This window comes from Segetibacter sp. 3557_3 (assembly GCF_004354985.1).
Lineage (GTDB): Bacteria > Bacteroidota > Bacteroidia > Chitinophagales > Chitinophagaceae > Segetibacter.
In genome coordinates this window covers 115,687-131,173 of sequence record NZ_SMSK01000015.1, presented here as the reverse complement: position 1 = coordinate 131,173, position 15,487 = coordinate 115,687, and the positions used below count along the sequence as shown (strand labels likewise).

Sequence of the window (15,487 nt, the reverse complement as noted above, 5' to 3'; positions counted from 1 at the left end):
TTAACACCACAAACCAGTGCAACCACCAAAATTGAAAGTCCTGCAAACATCCTTTTACAAATCTCCGGTATCCCGAAAAGGGAGTGTAGTTGTTTTGCTCGCTGTCATCCTATTTGTCTTTAGCTATTTCACGCAGTCACCTGCCGAAAGCAGGGCAGTGGCCAGGGTATTCGACTATTACAGGCAAAACCTCGATAGTTTAAATAGCTCGATCACCCGGTTCGAAAAGGAAGCGCCAACTGCTAATGAAGCACGTATGAGGCAGCTCTTTTTGCAGGTAAGGCTACACTACAAGAAAATTGAGTTCCTTGTTGAGTATCATTACCCGGCATCGGCCGAACAACTAAATGGACCAGTCATTCCGGAAAGTGACCCCAGCGAACCCAATGAACCGCAACATCCTTCAGGCTTCCAGGTGTTGGAAGAACATGTATACGGAGATGAAGCTGACGATAAAGCAAAATGGGTTGCATTTGAACTCAGCAACATCAGCAATCGTATAAAACGATTGTACACCTTGTTGCCAGAACTGGAGCTTTCTTCAGCTAACATCCTACATGCATTAAGGCTAAACCTTTACCGGCTGATCACCAAAGGCATCACCGGCTTCGACTCACCCATTGCCCAAAACAGCTTGCCGGAAGCGGCAGCAACACTCGAGTCTGCGCGCATAATCCTTGGCTACTTCAACAGTTCCACTGCGGTAGTAAATACGGTTTCCCGGAGCCAGGTATTCCTTAAGCACGGAATCGCCAGGTTCGACGACTTCGACCGCGGAACTTTTATCCGTGATTACCTGAATAAGGTTTGTCGCGAGCTCTATGCCTGGCAGAAGGTCCAACAGATACCTGTCGTAAAGCAGGTTAGTGCCTTACGTACCAGCGCGGAAACACTGTTTGATGAAGATGGATTTGATCCGTTGTTTTATGCACCATCAGGTGCCATTGCGGCAAGTAACGAACAGGTGCTATTGGGTAAAAGGTTGTTTGCTGATCCGGCTCTTTCCGTCAACGGAAAGAGAAGTTGTAATAGCTGTCATGTGCCTGAAAAATATTTTACGGACGGACTGGCCCTTAATGAAGCACTTAGCGGAAACAGGAAACTCCTGCGCAATACCCCATCACTGATTAATTCGGCATTGCAGCCGGTGCAGTTTTACGACAGCCATATCGCTTTCCTCGAAGACCAGGCCCACGATGTAATTTCCAACCGGCAGGAGATGGGCGGACTATTTAAGCACATTGTGGCAAGGCTTAAGGAGGATACCTCTTACCGGGCTGCTTTTGAGAAAAACTATCCTGATGGCGGGGTTGCTGCAGACAACGTAAAGTCGGCACTGGCCGCATATGTTCGATCGCTCATCAAAATGAACAGCCGTTTTGACCAGTACATACGTGGCGGTAAAAACGAAATGTCAGCTGATGAGTTAAAAGGCTTTAACCTTTTTGCCGGGAAGGCGAAGTGTGCTACCTGCCACTTCATGCCTCTTTTTTCCGGGTCGGTTCCGCCGTTGTTCGACAAAATGGAAAGCGAAGTTCTTGGCGTACCCGCGAATTCCGACACCTTACATCCCATACAGGACCTTGACTCCGGAAAGTACCAGCTATACCATATACCGCAACACCTGTTCTCCTTTAAAACGTCAACCGTGCGAAATGCAATGTTTACGGCGCCTTATATGCACAATGGTGTTTTCGAAACATTGGACCAGGTAATGGACTTTTACGATAAGGGTGGTGGTGCGGGTCTTGGTTTTGAGTTACCTAACCAGACCCTTCCTACCACGCGTTTAAACCTTAGCGCAACTGAAAAACGGCAGGTAATCGCTTTTATTAAGTCACTTTCAAACCGGTAAGCTATCATCGGTACTGCTGCTACCTGCGGAGTGGAGTTAACGGAGGGCCGGTGAATGCTGTTGTGCGCTGCCGGCGGTTCTTATCCTTGTACTCAGCTCCGGAAAGCGGATAGTAGCGGTGATCCACACCACACACTGGACAATGACAGGTACGATAACGGGTTGTTGGTGTTCGAGGTGGGTAGCAATAGCTCCACCAAGGTAGGCCGCCAATAACAACGTTCCCAACAATCCAGTACGCGGAATGATAAACAGCGCTATGGAGAGTAGTTCTACAACTCCAATTAAACGTACTGTTGCTGCGCTGAGGCCAATGGCTCCGTAACTCCTGATTGCATCTTCGCCACCGGTAAATTTCATAGCAGCGCTGGCAAAAAAGACCATAGAAAGAATAGCAGTCAGGCTCCAACCGAGAAGATTTCTTGTTTTCTGAGACATGTTTTTATGTTTAGACGACAAAGCTATATATTTTAGCTATCCATTAGATACCAGTATACTAAAGGATACCAGTAACCTGGAGGATACCGCTGAACAACCACAACATGCCGACAGAAAACATTGTTCATAGCCCTGCTGCCTGCAAACAAAGTATTGCTGCAGTTCGCGACACACTTTACGTTTTGAGCGGCAAGTGGAAGCTGCCCATTATCGTTGCACTTAGTACCGGACCCACCAGGTTCAAGGACCTTCAACGGACACTTGAAGAGATTACACCCAAGATATTGTCGAAAGAATTGAAGGAACTCGAGCTGAATGAATTTGTAACCAGGACGGTCTACGCCACATCCCCTGTGAGCGTCGAATATGAACTGACAAAGTACAGTCAGTCGCTACAAAAGATTATCGGTGAAATGCGGGACTGGGGACTACAGCACCGAAAACGTATGATGTCGAAGAAATGATGTTCGGGCATGAGTGCCATAGGATTTCAAACCGTACAGCACATACTTTTTTTTATATTACCGGCTGTAGTTTACTTTGGGCGACATCGTTGCCACGCTCGGTTCAACGGCAGAATAGGTGGCATCGATGGAGTACGAAATAGGAAGCCGTACATTCTTTGCTTTATTGACATCAGGAAATTACTTCATGGTCGAAGTGAATTTCAAAGGCTGTTTTACCCGGTTCAATCGTCCTTAACGAAAAAGCAAACTGGTGGTTGATGAGTATCTCCTTCGTGAGTGTAAGACCTATTCCCTGCCCGTCTTTTTTGGTGCTATAAAATGGGCTGAAAAGATGAGGGGCCTCTTCACTGGATATACCCTTTCCGGTATCGGTAATAACAAGCCTGCGGGGACGTTCCCCCGTTGTAAACGTGATACACCCGGCATCCCCGATCGCGTCAATGGCATTCTTTACGATATTGATCAGTGCTTGTTCAAGTTGTTGTTCGTCGGCGTTAATCACAATGTTGCCTGGCGCAAATTCAAATTTAAATTGAACCCGTTTTTCGCTTGCTTTATGTTGCATCAGTACGCCCACATTGGCAATTAATATATGCAGGTCTACTTGCTTCTTCTTTGGTTCAGGAAGCCGGACAACATCTGCAAAATTCCGCATAAACAGGTTTAGGTTATGGTTGCGATCCACCGCTACTTGCAATGCTTGTTGGAGAGGCTGGTGTTTATTGTTGAACCAGAGATCATCCTTGCTTAGTGTAGACTGTAGAATTGAATTTACCGGCCCGATGGTGTTATTAACTTCATGTGCCATCATCCTGATGACCTTTCCGTAAGCCTTTTTTTCTGCCGCAAGAATTTCAGCAGTAAGTTCTTCGATCATCACAAACAGGCGGGGGAAGCCGCGATCAATGAAATGAGATTTCTGAAGCTTAAAGGTGTTTATGCCATTGATGGTGATTGTGGTTGCTTTGCCGGATGGCAATTGCGTTACCTGCTGTAAAATCGGATTTTGAATGCCGGCAATGGGCTTGTTTTTGATACCTTGTTCGTCGACACCCAGCAATTGACAAGCACGTGGGTTCAGTTGCTGGATGTTTTCATCATGGTCCAGGATCAGGATACCGGTAGGGGAGGTTTGAATAAGTTTTTCAAGGAAAAAATGTTGTTGCTGTTGCCTGGTTCGTTCATCCCTTAGCTCGTCGATCATTCGATTGTACACCTCAATCAACTCGTCCATTTCGTACTTGCCGGTTTTTACGAATTTAACATTGAAGTCCCGGTCTTTGATTGCTTCCACACCCCTCATTAGTGCCTGCAATGGTTGAAGCAATTGCCGGTACAACTGCCATGCAATAACCAGTGACCCGATGATCAACAGTTCTGATGCAATAAACAAGATTTTATGCTCCCTGAAGATAAAGTAAGAGAGCACGAGGGTTACCCCGTGGAGGATGGCAACAAACACCAGGTACTTAGTCCGAAGCGTCATCGTAAGGTATATTGTATTTCTCCAGTCTTCGATATAAAGAACTGCGGGTAATACCCAGTGCAGCAGCAGCTTTCGATATTTTGTTTTTATGAAAATCCATGGCTCGCCTGATCATCTGTACCTCCAGTTCGTCGAGCGTAATGCTGCCAACTTCCGGTAGTTGCAGGCTTCCTTTTCGGCCGGGCGATAGTTCGAGTTGTGATTTAAAATCAGCAACGTCCAGTAGATCGCCCCGGCTAACAAGAACCGATCTTTCTACCAGGTTTTTCAACTGCCTGATATTCCCAGGTAAGGGCAGCTGTTGCAGCCACTTCAATGCGTCTTTGCTGACATCCAGGTTCGGGCGACGGTAGATTTCTTTCAGGTTTTTGATGAAGAAACGGGTTAGTATTGGAATATCCTTCTGCCGTTCCCGCAGTGAGGGAAGTTTAATGGTAATCAGGTTTATGCGATAGAGCAAGTCTTCCCTGAAAGTTCCGCGGCTGACCATTTCTTCGAGGTTCCTGTTGGTAGCGCAAATTACCCGTAAATCCACGGTTTTGGTGCGACTGCTTCCAAGTACCTCGTAGGTCCTGTCCTGCAATACCCGTAGCAGTTTTACCTGGCTTGATGCATCGAGGTCGCCGATTTCGTCAAGAAAGATGGTGCCCCTGTTCGCCATCTCAAAGCGGCCCGTCCTGTCCAGTCTTGCATCAGTAAAAGCGCCGCGTACATGTCCAAACATTTCGCTTTCGAACAGGGAAGTGGAAATGCCGCCGAGATTTACTTTAATAAATGGCTTGTTAGCGCGAAGGCTGTTTTGATGAATGGCTTCAGCAATCAGCTCTTTGCCTGTGCCACTTTCACCTGTAATTAATATTGATGCATCGGTGTTTGCCACCCTTCCGACTGTCTCAAGAATTGCCAGCATGCCCGGATCTTCGCCGACAATCTGTGAGAAGTTGTACATCGCATCGAGTTGACTGCGGCTATGCGTTTGGGTCTTCTTTTCTTTAAGTTCAAGTAAGGTTTTTACCGATTGCAACACATGATCGTTGCTCCAGGGTTTGTTAAGGAAGTCGCTTGCGCCAAGCTTCATTCCCTGTACCGCCAGTTCAATGCTGCCCCATCCCGTTATCAATATAACCGGTATTGCATCGTTGATATTCCTGATTTTTCTAAGCAGCGCCATGCCCTCCCCTCCCGAGGTGTCAATGGAAAAGTTTAGGTCAAGGATGATCAGCTCAGGCGTATCCTTTTGTAAAGCTTCCAATGCCTGGTCAGGTCCATCCACAGCTTTAGCTTCGTAACCTTCGTGATCTAGAAGCAGCATCAGGGATGTGCGTACAGCAATATCGTCGTCGATAATCAGTATCATGTTTGCGTTAAAATCAAAAAGGGAAATTACTGTTATTTATGTCATTAATACCGCCCCAAACTGTTGCTCCATTTGTATTTGTTTGGTGGTATCAACCATAGACCAATTCATCGATTATGGGCGCAGCTCTTAACGAAGCGATCCTTTTCAATTTAGCCGCGTCAAGGCGGGCAACGAGTCCCCGTAGTATTACACTATCTTAAACCGTTTGTTTCTTATTCTTCATGCAATGCAACCGCAGGGTAGATCGCTGCTGCCTGTTTTCCAGGGTATAATGCGCATATCATAACGAGCCCATAAATGAAAGCTATTGCGAGGGCAATGGCAGTCAGGTAAACACCTGCAGGTAGATCGAAAACATTGAGTAGTGGAAACTGGACTGCGAAGAAGGATCCAAGGATTATGGCCAGTGTGGAGAGTACAAGTGCCTCCCCAATGAGCTGCCATGAAATGGCTGAACCACTTGCGCCAACGGCTCTCCGAAGGCCAATTTCACACCGGCGTTTGTTGATGTTGTACCATAACACCCCAAATAAACCCAGCGCTACGTTAATGATGAGAAACCCGCCGACAACAGATAATAAGATCATCGGTACCAGGCTTAAGGTATTTTTACGCTCTCTTTTTTTTGTAAAGTGTTCAATTTCGATATTGGCATTTCTGATTACGTTGTTAAGTACCTTAAAGAGTTTTGGCTCAAACGAAGCATCTATACCTGGCCTTATCTTGACCAGTATTGTGCTGTTGTATTTTAAACCTGCGGTATCTAATTTTCGAAAAAAACCATTTTCGGTTGGCTGGTAATCACCATCGATTTTCATGTCGTTCGATACCCCGATGACTCTTAGTTTTTCGTCACCGGCTAAGATTGTTTTGCCAATAGCTTCATCATTACCAAACAGCGACTCTTTTAACCTGTTGTTGATTACAATCGTATTCGTCTGGCCGGCGATGTCGGTTTTGTCAAACCATCTTCCCGAAATTACGCTGAGGTTAAAGAGTGATGCATAGTTGTCTTCAGCTTCGTATACATTAGCAAGAACTTTATTTTTGTTGTAAGAAACGAAGTTGTTGTTTTGGGTGAAAGAAAACGGAATGTTTGCTGAAGTAAAGGTAATGTCCTGCACACCGTCTACGCCAAGCAATGTTTGCCTTACGGTTTGCATGTATAAGGCAACAGAGTCCAGGCGATCGGGTTTAACAGCATCATTGTAGTTTACTGCCCACACGTTTTCGTATTGAAACCCATGGGGCACTTTGAAATTTTTGTAATAATATACCAACAAGGTAAATACAGCAAACATCACAAGAAATGATACAAACATCTCCATCAACAGCAGAAAGTTTTGCTTTTTTTTATTCCAGATTAGTTTAAACAAGTGTGAAAGCATATAAGCGTTTTTGTAAAATGATTTAATTAAGCCTTCAGGGCCGTAACAACATGCAGCCGCGACATTCGCCATGCGGGGTATACACCCGATAGTAATCCAAACACGATGCAGGCAATGAGACTATATAGTAAAACCTGCAGGTTAATGCTTAAGTGAACGTTTGCAAGCAGGTTGCTGCTGTTAAATATCTGCAGTACGATATAGGAAAAGATTACACCCAGGATGCCACCGAGAATGGTTAATATGATGTTCTCAATGATAAATTGGTACACGAGCGTACTGCTGCTGGCACCAAATGCTTTCCGTACCCCAATCTCCGATGATCGCTCCATTATCCTGCTGATGTTTATATTAACCAGGTTAAGTGTTGGCAGCAGCATAAACAAGAGCGTAAATAACCCCACTGCTGTAAAAAACATAGCCAGCCCTGTACTACCTGCGTTTCCAAATACTTGTCTTGTAAAGCTTGCGAGGTAGTGGTCAGCATTCACGATTACTTTATCTAGTTCTTTACGATCTGTGGGTAGCCGCCGTGCCATCGCGGAAAATTCCTCTTGCATCTTTTCGACATCACCGGCAGACTTCGCCATCAGGATGCCCGTGTAGCTGCCCATTAGCGTTTTTGCACGGTAGTCTGCTTTTGAAACGGTATAGGGCAGGTACATATCTCCATATACCATAAACCTGGTAACGGGCACATTGTCAACAACACCGATTACACGGTAACAGACATTGTCGGTTTCGATGTATTTTCCAACTGCCGGTGCATTACTGCCGAAATAACTGTCTTTTGTTTCTGTCGATATTACCGCCACTTTCTCCCCCCGATCCACCTGCTCTTTCTGGTACGGTTTACCCTCTACGAAACGGTATTGCAACACGTTCCAGTAGTCGGCGTTGGTGTACTTAAGGTTGATCACAAGTTTCTTATTATTCACATAGGTGTTGCTCGGGGAAAAGTTCGTTGAAACAGCCACCATTGCAGGTGTTTTGAGTTGCCCGACATAGTAATCGAAAAAGTGGTAACTAGCGGGCCCCATTTGTGAATGCCCTTTTTTAGTATTCACCTGTTTAATGGAGTTTACATATAATGTTCGGTCGCGATTATAGTCGGGGTATCCTGAACTGAAAACGTCGTCGATAAACGCTGTTACTACCATCATTATGGTAAGCGTAAAACTGATCCCAAATAAGCTGATAAAAGTGAAGAACTTTCGCCTTTTCAATACAGCTATTGCGATTTTAAAATAATTCCTGAGCATATCGTAGTATTATGAATGCGGTGAAGATGTCGAATGATTGATTAAGCAAACACCAATGGTGTCCTGGTTGCTGCTGGTAAGGGCTGCCATCTAGTGTATACAAGCTAATAACGAATGCGCTTAAAGCACCTGGCTTCCATCGAACAGCCTGACCAGCCGGTGTGTTTTACGGGCCATTTGTTCGTCGTGTGTAACCATAACGATTGTTGTTCCATCGTTGCGATTCAATTGAAGCAGGATATCCATAATCTCGTTTCCCATATTGCTATCGAGGTTGCCGGTAGGTTCGTCGGCGAGGATGATCTCCGGTTGGCCCACAATTGCACGGGCGATGGCTACCCGTTGTTTTTGCCCCCCGGATAGCTGGGTTGGAAAGTGTTTCATCCTATTGCTGAGTCCAACCTTTTCCAGTGCCTGCGCCGCAAGGATGCTTCGCTCTTTACCGGTCGATTTTCGATACAGCAGGGGTAACTCAACGTTGTCTAATACTTTCAGGTCGTTGATGAGGTGATAACTCTGAAAGATGAATCCGATCTTTCTATTCCGGAATGCAGCAAGCTGTTTGTCTGGAAAATTGGTTGTGGTGTTGTCATCAATTCGCACTTCACCGCTGGTGGGCACATCCAACAGGCCCATGATGTTCAATAATGTACTCTTACCGCAGCCCGAAGGTCCCATTATGGAAAGAAATTCGCCTTTACCGATGTTTAGGTTCAGGTTGTTCAGCGCCTGCGTCTCCACGGTGTCGGTGCGGTAAACTTTCTCAATGTTTTTTAAACTAATCATTGGGGTGGATTTTTTTTGTAATCTGTTTGTTGCGCTTGTTTCCTGCATTTGAGTTGGCAGCATATGTATAAGTTTTGGATTTATCGATACGTGATTTTTGTGTTCTTTTCAAAATCGTACAACGACAGGTAGCGAAGCTGGTAATACGATCCCCAAAAGTCGCGGAGTGCATAAACATAGTCTCTCTTGGCCTGGTCGTTCTCCTGGAATGCAATACTTAAATCGGTTATGCTCAGGTTGCCCAATACATACCGTTCCTTTGCGATCTGGTACTTTTCCGAAGCAATGCTATCGGCCCTGGCGGTAAGCACCAATTGATTTTTCATCATCTCGAATAAGGTTACCTGGGTATAGATTTCCTGGCTGAAATTCTGCTTGTCCTGTTCAACAGCATATTCAATAAACTGCTTATTTGCTTCTGCTGTTTTGGTTCTTGACTTTGACCTGCCCCAGTCAAGGATCGGGATGTCGAACTCAAGCTGGAACTGCTGCTGGTTGATCGGTGATTGATAGACCTTACCCAGGTCCCTCGCCGACTTTGAAAAACCAACTCTTGCCGTTAAGGTCGCATTCAACCCGTTGTCCGCTTTTGCTTTTGCCAGGTCCCGTTTTGCTTCGGCTAATTTTCGCATAAAGGCGATCGCATCCGACCTGTTTTCCAAAGCTTCAGCAACCACCTTTGACGTATCCACCTTCATCCTGATTGAAGATGCTGGTAGTGACAGCCTTATTTTTGTTGTTGACAAACCCGTATACGAGCGCAGGCTTAAAGTAGCAATCTCCATGTCGCGTTTTGCAACCCCAACTGCTTTCTGTGCTTTCAGCTGCTCGAGTTGAAGTTGCAGCATTTCGTTTCTTGAAATTTTGCCCATGTCAAACTTTTCCTGTGCAATCCGAAGAATGTTCTGGTTGTTTGTATAATTGGTTTCGGCGATCTGGAGGTTTACCTGTGCTACCAGGAGATCGAAGAAATAGCTGGTCGCGTTTATGGCAATTTGTTCCATCGATTCAATGTACACCTGCCTGCTTTCCATATACTTCAGTGGCTCAATCTTGTTGTCCCATTTTAGCGGGTTCCATTTCCATATTGGTTGACTATAGCCGATCGCATAGGGCACCCCATTATAAAGCACCGTTTTGCGATCAAAATCGTCGAACCGTTGCATCTGTGTAGTTGCGAAAATGGTTCCACCGGTCCGGGCAATACTTTGAGTTAGTGCAAGGTTAAGCGACGAGTTGTTGTAGCGGACAGGCTGAAACTCGATGGTTCCATTTGGTTGTAAAACTTCACGGAATGTTTTGCTATAGCCAGGCAGGTTGCCGTTTAAAGAAAGCTGCGGTTGGTAATTCGACTTATGCGTCCGCCATTGCCAATAACGGGTTTCCTTTAGGGTTGCAGCCTGTTTGGAAGCTATTGATTTTGCCTTTGCGAGTTCCACAACCTGTTGTAGGGTGAGTACCGTGGTATCAATTGCCTGTGCCCAGCTTTGCAAACAGCATATCAGTAGTATGAAAATAAGTGGCAGTTGTTTTCGTTTCATTTGATGGTTGGTTGTTGATGATGATCTCCTTTGCATTTTTGAATTGGCTCATGTCAGAGGTAATGATTACGTCGCCGGGTTTTACATTGTTTTTAATTTCAACGTAATCAAAGTTGGTCATCCCGATGTCTACAGTAGTGCGAAACGCCTTGCCGTTCCTGATTACAAAAATGTCTTGTGTGGAAGAGCCTTTGAACGCCGGACCATTGGCTACACGCATTGTTTTGTTCTCGCTTGCTGTAACGAGGTATACATCCACTTTCATGTTTGGGCGCAGCAGGCTATTGTCTCTTTCGTCGAGCCCAATGTCGAAAGCAACAATGCCATTTTGCACGGAAGGGTTTACATTGGTGATGGTGCCGCGGATCGTTGAGTCATTAATGCGCACTATGGTACGCATACCTGTTTTAACCTTGTCCAGATAAGCATCGGAAACACTACCCGTTATTTTGAAGCTTTTCAGGTCTGCAATACGAACCAGTGACTCTCCCTCTTTTATACTTGAGCCGATGTTTTTATTTACCCAGGTAATCACCCCTTCGCGTGATGCTGTGATGGTGGCTTGTTGTAGCTTTCTGCCGAGTTCACGCAGGTCGCTTTCCTGAATAGCTGCGGCAATTTCGCTCTCCCGAATGTCGACCTTCATTGTTTGTTGCTTGCTCGTAATCTCGTTTTCCAACTGCTTTTTCTCCAGCAGGGCAACCTTGAGCGCGAGTTCGGCCTGGGCTATCTGTTCACGGGTACCACCCCCAGCTTTGAACAAACGTTTTGCATCTTCAACCGACGCCTCAAGGCTGTTTATGCGCAATTGCTTAATGTCGTTGTTTGACCTGATATCAAAGAAGCTTTTGTTCAGCTCCAGCCGCATCTTGCTTATGCTGTTTCTTTTTGACTCTAATTGAAACTCCAATTTTTCATAGTCGTTTTGCGATGCTTGCTTATCCAGCGCCAGGATGGATTGTCCGGCTTTTACGTGTGTGCCGGCATCAAGACTTACTTCCTTAATCGCAGCGTTGATGGGGCTGGTAATCACCTGTTCGAATTCGGGCAATACTTCCCCGGTAGCCGTAATGGTATTTTCAATACTACCCACTTCTACAACTGAAGTGGTAAACGATCCGGCATCGAGCGATGATTTGATTGATGACCGGAGTAGCCAAAGGGCGATTGCAAGTGCAAGCACGATTACGATCGCATAAACGATCGTTTTGTTTTGTTTTGCTTTTACAACCTCCCGCGCAATTTCTTTATCCATACAGTGCTGATTTGAACTGGTATGTTCCAAGCACGGTGCCAGACATAAACGAGTGATTTACACTGATTTGCGAAATATTTAATTATGAAAAATATCCGATTCCGGACAAAATGTTTGATAACGGAAAACAATGGTAGGAAGTTGATGGAATATGGAAAGGGCAAGGCAGGCAATATGCCGCCATACCGGCGTTTTTACAGTCGGGATCCGCAAAGAACAAAAAAAGCCCCGCAAAGCAGGGCTGGAAACCATTAAAAGGTAGACGGACTTCTTATTGAATCAAGTGAGAAAGCGAAGTGGCGCCACGCTGTGCTATCAATTTAATGAGGCTCGCATTTGAATGAAAATATTTTGTCGGGCAAACTGCATGTAGAAAGGGAGTTAAGTATACCCGCTGTTTGTTTGTTTTAAACCCCGGCGTAGAGGTTCGCCGAACAGAATACCAGCTGTACAAGGGAGTCACACCCGTCCGACTGCCGCAGGCGGGCGTGCAACAATGTTCGGGAAAGATCTGCCGCCGGAGCCAAAAAGCTTCTTTTACTAAAAGCCAATTGAAGCTGAATACGCTTTTACCAGTTGTTCTGCTGGTCCCGATTGTTTCGCTCTACCGGCTTCGGCTGATTGTTTTTCCAGTTGCGATCATACTTTACCAAAAAGGCCAACCACCCGGTTCTGGCTACCCGCATGAGGTAAGGCTGCATAGCAATCAGTAGCAGGGCATTAAAGGTGAGCCAGTAAAATATCCTGTTGTCATTGATGGAGAAACCTATGATCACCCACCATGCAATGAATGTAGCCACACTTAAGGCAACTGTAAATGCATAGCTTACATAGCTTGAACCAAAGTAGAAGCCTACTTCAATGTCGAAAGGCTGTTTACAAATGGGGCATTGGGGATACATCTTCATCGTGTTTTTCAGGTGCCAGGGATTCTTATCCTCAAACATGTCCCCTTCCCTGCACCTCGGGCATTTGCAGGCAAGGAGCTTTAACGGGCTCCTTTTTTCTGCCGGTTCTGTAAAATTCATGTCGCTTAATTGTGATCCTTGTATAGTTACCATCTTCTAAGTTTTATGTATTTGTTTTCTGAAAATTTCAGGCGTTACCCCGACATACTTTTTGAAGAACTTTGAAAAGTAGGAGTTGTCAAGAAAGTCCAGGTCATTTGCAATTTCCATAATCGACATATCTGCATTTACAAGCAATCTTTTTGCTTCAAGAATTATGCGATCCCTGATCAGTTCACCTGCAGATAAACCAGTGATGTCTTTAGTTAATGCATTTAAATGATTGGGCGTCACATAAAGCATAGCCGCATATTCCTTAGACAACTTCTTTTCTTTAAAGTGTTGTTCAATGAGTTTTTGAAAGTTTCGAAGTAGTAAACGGTTGTAATTATTAAGTTGACTACGACCTCCTGTTTGTGTGTACCGGTTGACCTGGATGAACAATTGCACCAGTGCTGCGCGTACAAAATCATCTTTTAAGTTGTTGGTTGAATTTGCTTCCCGCACTATCGCAGCAAGCGTTTGCTCGACCTGGTTTCTGCCATCCAGCGGTATATCAATTACCTGTTCTTTTGCTTGCCCGGAGAAAAAAGTAAACTGGTCGAGGTATCTCGGATTTTGGATCAGCGCACTTAGATATTGTTCAGAAAAATTAATGATGTACCCGTTCGGACCATTGTCAAACTCCCAAGTGTGTACTTGCCCAGGCACCATAAAATATATTTGGCCAGGGTGTACGGGGAATGTTAGAAAATCAATGGAGTGACTTCCTGAGCCTTCGGAAAAATATACAAGGTGATAAAAAGAATGTTTATGTGGGAAGTGTAGGTCCTTGTGAACCTCAAGGTAATGTTTGAAGTCGTCAGCAATACAGTCGTTGGGCAACTGCGGTGTTTTCGTGAGACTGCATATGCTGTAGACCGGAAGTTGTTGCTTTGACATGACCTTTATTTCTGATGCAAAACTACCGCCCTTTAACCAGGCCTAAGGGTACTATTCAGGTGTTCTGTGGTACTTTTTACTGGTTGGCTAAGAGTGATTAGGGATTTGCCGGATAACATGCAAGATAATCGGGGTCAAAGCATGGGCGGGGTTTGATTTTCTTTTTTCTATTCGGGTGAGCACCCGATGTCTCGCCTTGGTTTAATCATGTTTACGCGCTTCGGGGCTATTTAGAGCTGCTTCGAATGCCCAGGAACAGATCACGCAGAATATTCTACCCTTGCGCTATAATGCCTTTTTGCTCACGAATAAACCTGGGTAATGAACAATCAACTTTAATCGTCTTGTCTATCCTGAATACAAGGAATGGTTAACGCGCTTTCACGGGTATCCAAATTTCTTCTGTTGCATTCGGGTCGTCGGCGCGGTAGTGCTCATCCATCACAGCAAAATGTGGCCGGTGGTCCAGGTTCACTTCAGCAGAAGGTAGCCAGGTTTCAAAGATGTATTGGTAGGTCTGTCGGGCAAGGCTTGCAGGACCCCTGTGTACAAACACAGCATAATCCCCTGCAGGTATTGTCATCGCCTCCATGCCATTGGGAATGAAGCTTAGATCTGAGACTTCAACAGCCGCCCATTTGGTATAGGTGGCGCGGGGATTGAAGTTGTCTAAAAATTGAGGACTATCGTATTGTTCAATGGAGTAAAGGTTGCTGGTTAAGGCGTTTGCTATCTCTTTTCGCCCTGGCATAAATGCTTGCCATAGCGCCGGGGTAAGGTCTTCAGCGAATGACATGCGCTTTCTCACGCCTATAACTTGCTTCCTGGTTAGCTTCTCAAATCGAGCTTGCATACACTTCAGTTGAATAAAATAAACTTTTTATCGTGCAAATAGTGCTTCGCAATTTATCGCGGGTACCCGGGTATATTCAATCCAAGTATAATGTTGCGTGTGCCGAGCTCCAGGTTGCCGCGCTTCACCGTTTTTAAGATCCCGCTTCCACCACGATTATCAGCTTGCTGTCTTATTGCGTTAGTCAATAATTGGTCGTCATCAAATTGGAAATCGTCAATGTAGTATTCGTTGTTTATTGTTGGCTCTTTAAGGGAGATATGAATGTGTGCCGGGCTTGAACGATCCCGGTACGGAGCCGGACGGATGGTGTAAATTGAATACCTGCCTTGAGGATTGGTTTTAATCCATCCGCGAATATGACCATGAGATCTTGCTTCAACGGCCATACCGTCAACCGGAGAATAGACGCCACTATTATCCGTTTGCCAGTAATACAGGATCACATTGGGTGCAGGGGTTTTACCATCAGCTTTATATATCGCCCCGCTAATCGCCAGCTTTTGTCCTTTTTCATTCCACCCCGCACTCGTATCAATATGATCGATATTCTTTGGCATACCAACAAACATCAGTTCACAGCCATCGCAACCTCCGCCAACGACTTTTTTCCTGGTTTGTGTTGTTCCATCGTCTTTCATGGCGGTAGATGTTCCATTACAACTTACCAGTAAGGAAAGGGTGATAAGCAGGAACACCGATTTTCTTATTGCTTGCATGAGGAGTGAAGGTTTATAAAGGTGCTGAAGTAATTGCGATTGAATTTACTTACTTTAACCCAATTGCAGTAAGGGGTAGTGCTATTAGGTACACAGGTGGTATACCCTTACCCGCAGGTTTTATGTTT

Annotated in this window: 14 protein-coding genes; 2 read left to right on the top strand and 12 right to left on the bottom strand. The window is 45.2% G+C overall.

Features of this window, described 5'->3' with window-relative positions:
- The first annotated feature begins 31 nt into the window (after positions 1–31).
- Complete coding sequence (locus EXU57_RS19325; RefSeq protein WP_133269892.1) at positions 32–1,855, top strand: cytochrome-c peroxidase; 1,824 nt, start codon at positions 32–34, stop codon at positions 1,853–1,855.
- Positions 1,856–1,891: 36 nt separating this feature from the next.
- Here the strand turns inward: EXU57_RS19325 and EXU57_RS19320 are convergent, their stop codons facing one another.
- Positions 1,892–2,293, bottom strand: a complete 402-nt coding sequence (locus EXU57_RS19320; RefSeq protein ID WP_133269891.1) for a DoxX family protein — start codon at positions 2,291–2,293, stop codon at positions 1,892–1,894.
- 104 nt (positions 2,294–2,397) lie between these two features.
- Here EXU57_RS19320 and EXU57_RS19315 point away from each other — a divergent pair, with 104 nt between their 5' ends.
- Positions 2,398–2,757 carry a winged helix-turn-helix transcriptional regulator gene (locus EXU57_RS19315; protein ID WP_133269890.1) on the top strand — a complete coding sequence of 120 codons (360 nt, stop codon included), beginning with the start codon at positions 2,398–2,400 and terminating at the stop codon, positions 2,755–2,757.
- A gap of 172 nt (positions 2,758–2,929) precedes the next feature.
- Here the strand turns inward: EXU57_RS19315 and EXU57_RS19310 are convergent, their stop codons facing one another.
- The 11 genes from EXU57_RS19310 to EXU57_RS19260 form a co-directional block, all read right to left on the bottom strand.
- Positions 2,930–4,246 carry a sensor histidine kinase gene (locus EXU57_RS19310; protein ID WP_133269889.1) on the bottom strand — a complete coding sequence of 439 codons (1,317 nt, stop codon included), beginning with the start codon at positions 4,244–4,246 and terminating at the stop codon, positions 2,930–2,932.
- A complete protein-coding gene (locus tag EXU57_RS19305) occupies positions 4,230–5,603 on the bottom strand; it encodes a sigma-54-dependent transcriptional regulator (protein ID WP_133269888.1) in 1,374 nt (457 codons plus the stop codon). The genes EXU57_RS19310 and EXU57_RS19305 overlap by 17 nt, the downstream gene beginning before the upstream one ends.
- 215 nt (positions 5,604–5,818) lie before the next feature.
- Positions 5,819–6,994 (bottom strand): ABC transporter permease, encoded by a 1,176-nt coding sequence (locus tag EXU57_RS19300; RefSeq protein WP_133269887.1) that lies wholly within the window; start codon positions 6,992–6,994, stop codon positions 5,819–5,821.
- A 26-nt stretch (positions 6,995–7,020) separates the two neighbouring features.
- A complete protein-coding gene (locus EXU57_RS19295) occupies positions 7,021–8,256 on the bottom strand; it encodes an ABC transporter permease (protein WP_133269886.1) in 1,236 nt (411 codons plus the stop codon).
- A gap of 120 nt (positions 8,257–8,376) precedes the next feature.
- A complete protein-coding gene (locus tag EXU57_RS19290) occupies positions 8,377–9,042 on the bottom strand; it encodes an ABC transporter ATP-binding protein (RefSeq protein ID WP_133269885.1) in 666 nt (221 codons plus the stop codon).
- A gap of 80 nt (positions 9,043–9,122) precedes the next feature.
- On the bottom strand, positions 9,123–10,583 hold the full coding sequence (locus EXU57_RS19285) for a TolC family protein (RefSeq protein ID WP_133269884.1): 1,461 nt from the start codon (positions 10,581–10,583) through the stop codon (positions 9,123–9,125).
- On the bottom strand, positions 10,510–11,838 hold the full coding sequence (locus tag EXU57_RS19280) for an efflux RND transporter periplasmic adaptor subunit (protein WP_133269883.1): 1,329 nt from the start codon (positions 11,836–11,838) through the stop codon (positions 10,510–10,512). Before EXU57_RS19280 ends, EXU57_RS19285 begins: the two co-directional genes overlap by 74 nt.
- Positions 11,839–12,407: 569 nt before the next feature.
- Positions 12,408–12,866 carry a DUF983 domain-containing protein gene (locus tag EXU57_RS19275; protein WP_133269882.1) on the bottom strand — a complete coding sequence of 153 codons (459 nt, stop codon included), beginning with the start codon at positions 12,864–12,866 and terminating at the stop codon, positions 12,408–12,410.
- A gap of 36 nt (positions 12,867–12,902) precedes the next feature.
- Entirely contained in the window at positions 12,903–13,787 is an 885-nt protein-coding gene (locus tag EXU57_RS19270; RefSeq protein ID WP_133269881.1) for a helix-turn-helix domain-containing protein, read from the bottom strand.
- Between the two features lie 370 nt (positions 13,788–14,157).
- Entirely contained in the window at positions 14,158–14,640 is a 483-nt protein-coding gene (locus tag EXU57_RS19265; protein WP_133269880.1) for a GyrI-like domain-containing protein, read from the bottom strand.
- A gap of 53 nt (positions 14,641–14,693) precedes the next feature.
- Entirely contained in the window at positions 14,694–15,359 is a 666-nt protein-coding gene (locus EXU57_RS19260; RefSeq protein ID WP_133269879.1) for an intradiol ring-cleavage dioxygenase, read from the bottom strand.
- Positions 15,360–15,487: the final 128 nt, after the last annotated feature.

Coding starts and splice junctions, on each gene's coding strand:
- EXU57_RS19315 (WP_133269890.1), top strand. CDS start 2,398: ATGCCGACAGAAAACATTGTTCATAGCCCTGCTGCCTGCAAACAAAGT.
- EXU57_RS19290 (WP_133269885.1), bottom strand. CDS start 9,042: ATGATTAGTTTAAAAAACATTGAGAAAGTTTACCGCACCGACACCGTG.
- EXU57_RS19310 (WP_133269889.1), bottom strand. CDS start 4,246: ATGACGCTTCGGACTAAGTACCTGGTGTTTGTTGCCATCCTCCACGGG.
- EXU57_RS19305 (WP_133269888.1), bottom strand. CDS start 5,603: ATGATACTGATTATCGACGACGATATTGCTGTACGCACATCCCTGATG.
- EXU57_RS19265 (WP_133269880.1), bottom strand. CDS start 14,640: ATGCAAGCTCGATTTGAGAAGCTAACCAGGAAGCAAGTTATAGGCGTG.
- EXU57_RS19285 (WP_133269884.1), bottom strand. CDS start 10,583: ATGAAACGAAAACAACTGCCACTTATTTTCATACTACTGATATGCTGT.
- EXU57_RS19280 (WP_133269883.1), bottom strand. CDS start 11,838: ATGGATAAAGAAATTGCGCGGGAGGTTGTAAAAGCAAAACAAAACAAA.
- EXU57_RS19270 (WP_133269881.1), bottom strand. CDS start 13,787: ATGTCAAAGCAACAACTTCCGGTCTACAGCATATGCAGTCTCACGAAA.
- EXU57_RS19295 (WP_133269886.1), bottom strand. CDS start 8,256: ATGCTCAGGAATTATTTTAAAATCGCAATAGCTGTATTGAAAAGGCGA.
- EXU57_RS19275 (WP_133269882.1), bottom strand. CDS start 12,866: ATGAATTTTACAGAACCGGCAGAAAAAAGGAGCCCGTTAAAGCTCCTT.
- EXU57_RS19260 (WP_133269879.1), bottom strand. CDS start 15,359: ATGCAAGCAATAAGAAAATCGGTGTTCCTGCTTATCACCCTTTCCTTA.
- EXU57_RS19320 (WP_133269891.1), bottom strand. CDS start 2,293: ATGTCTCAGAAAACAAGAAATCTTCTCGGTTGGAGCCTGACTGCTATT.
- EXU57_RS19300 (WP_133269887.1), bottom strand. CDS start 6,994: ATGCTTTCACACTTGTTTAAACTAATCTGGAATAAAAAAAAGCAAAAC.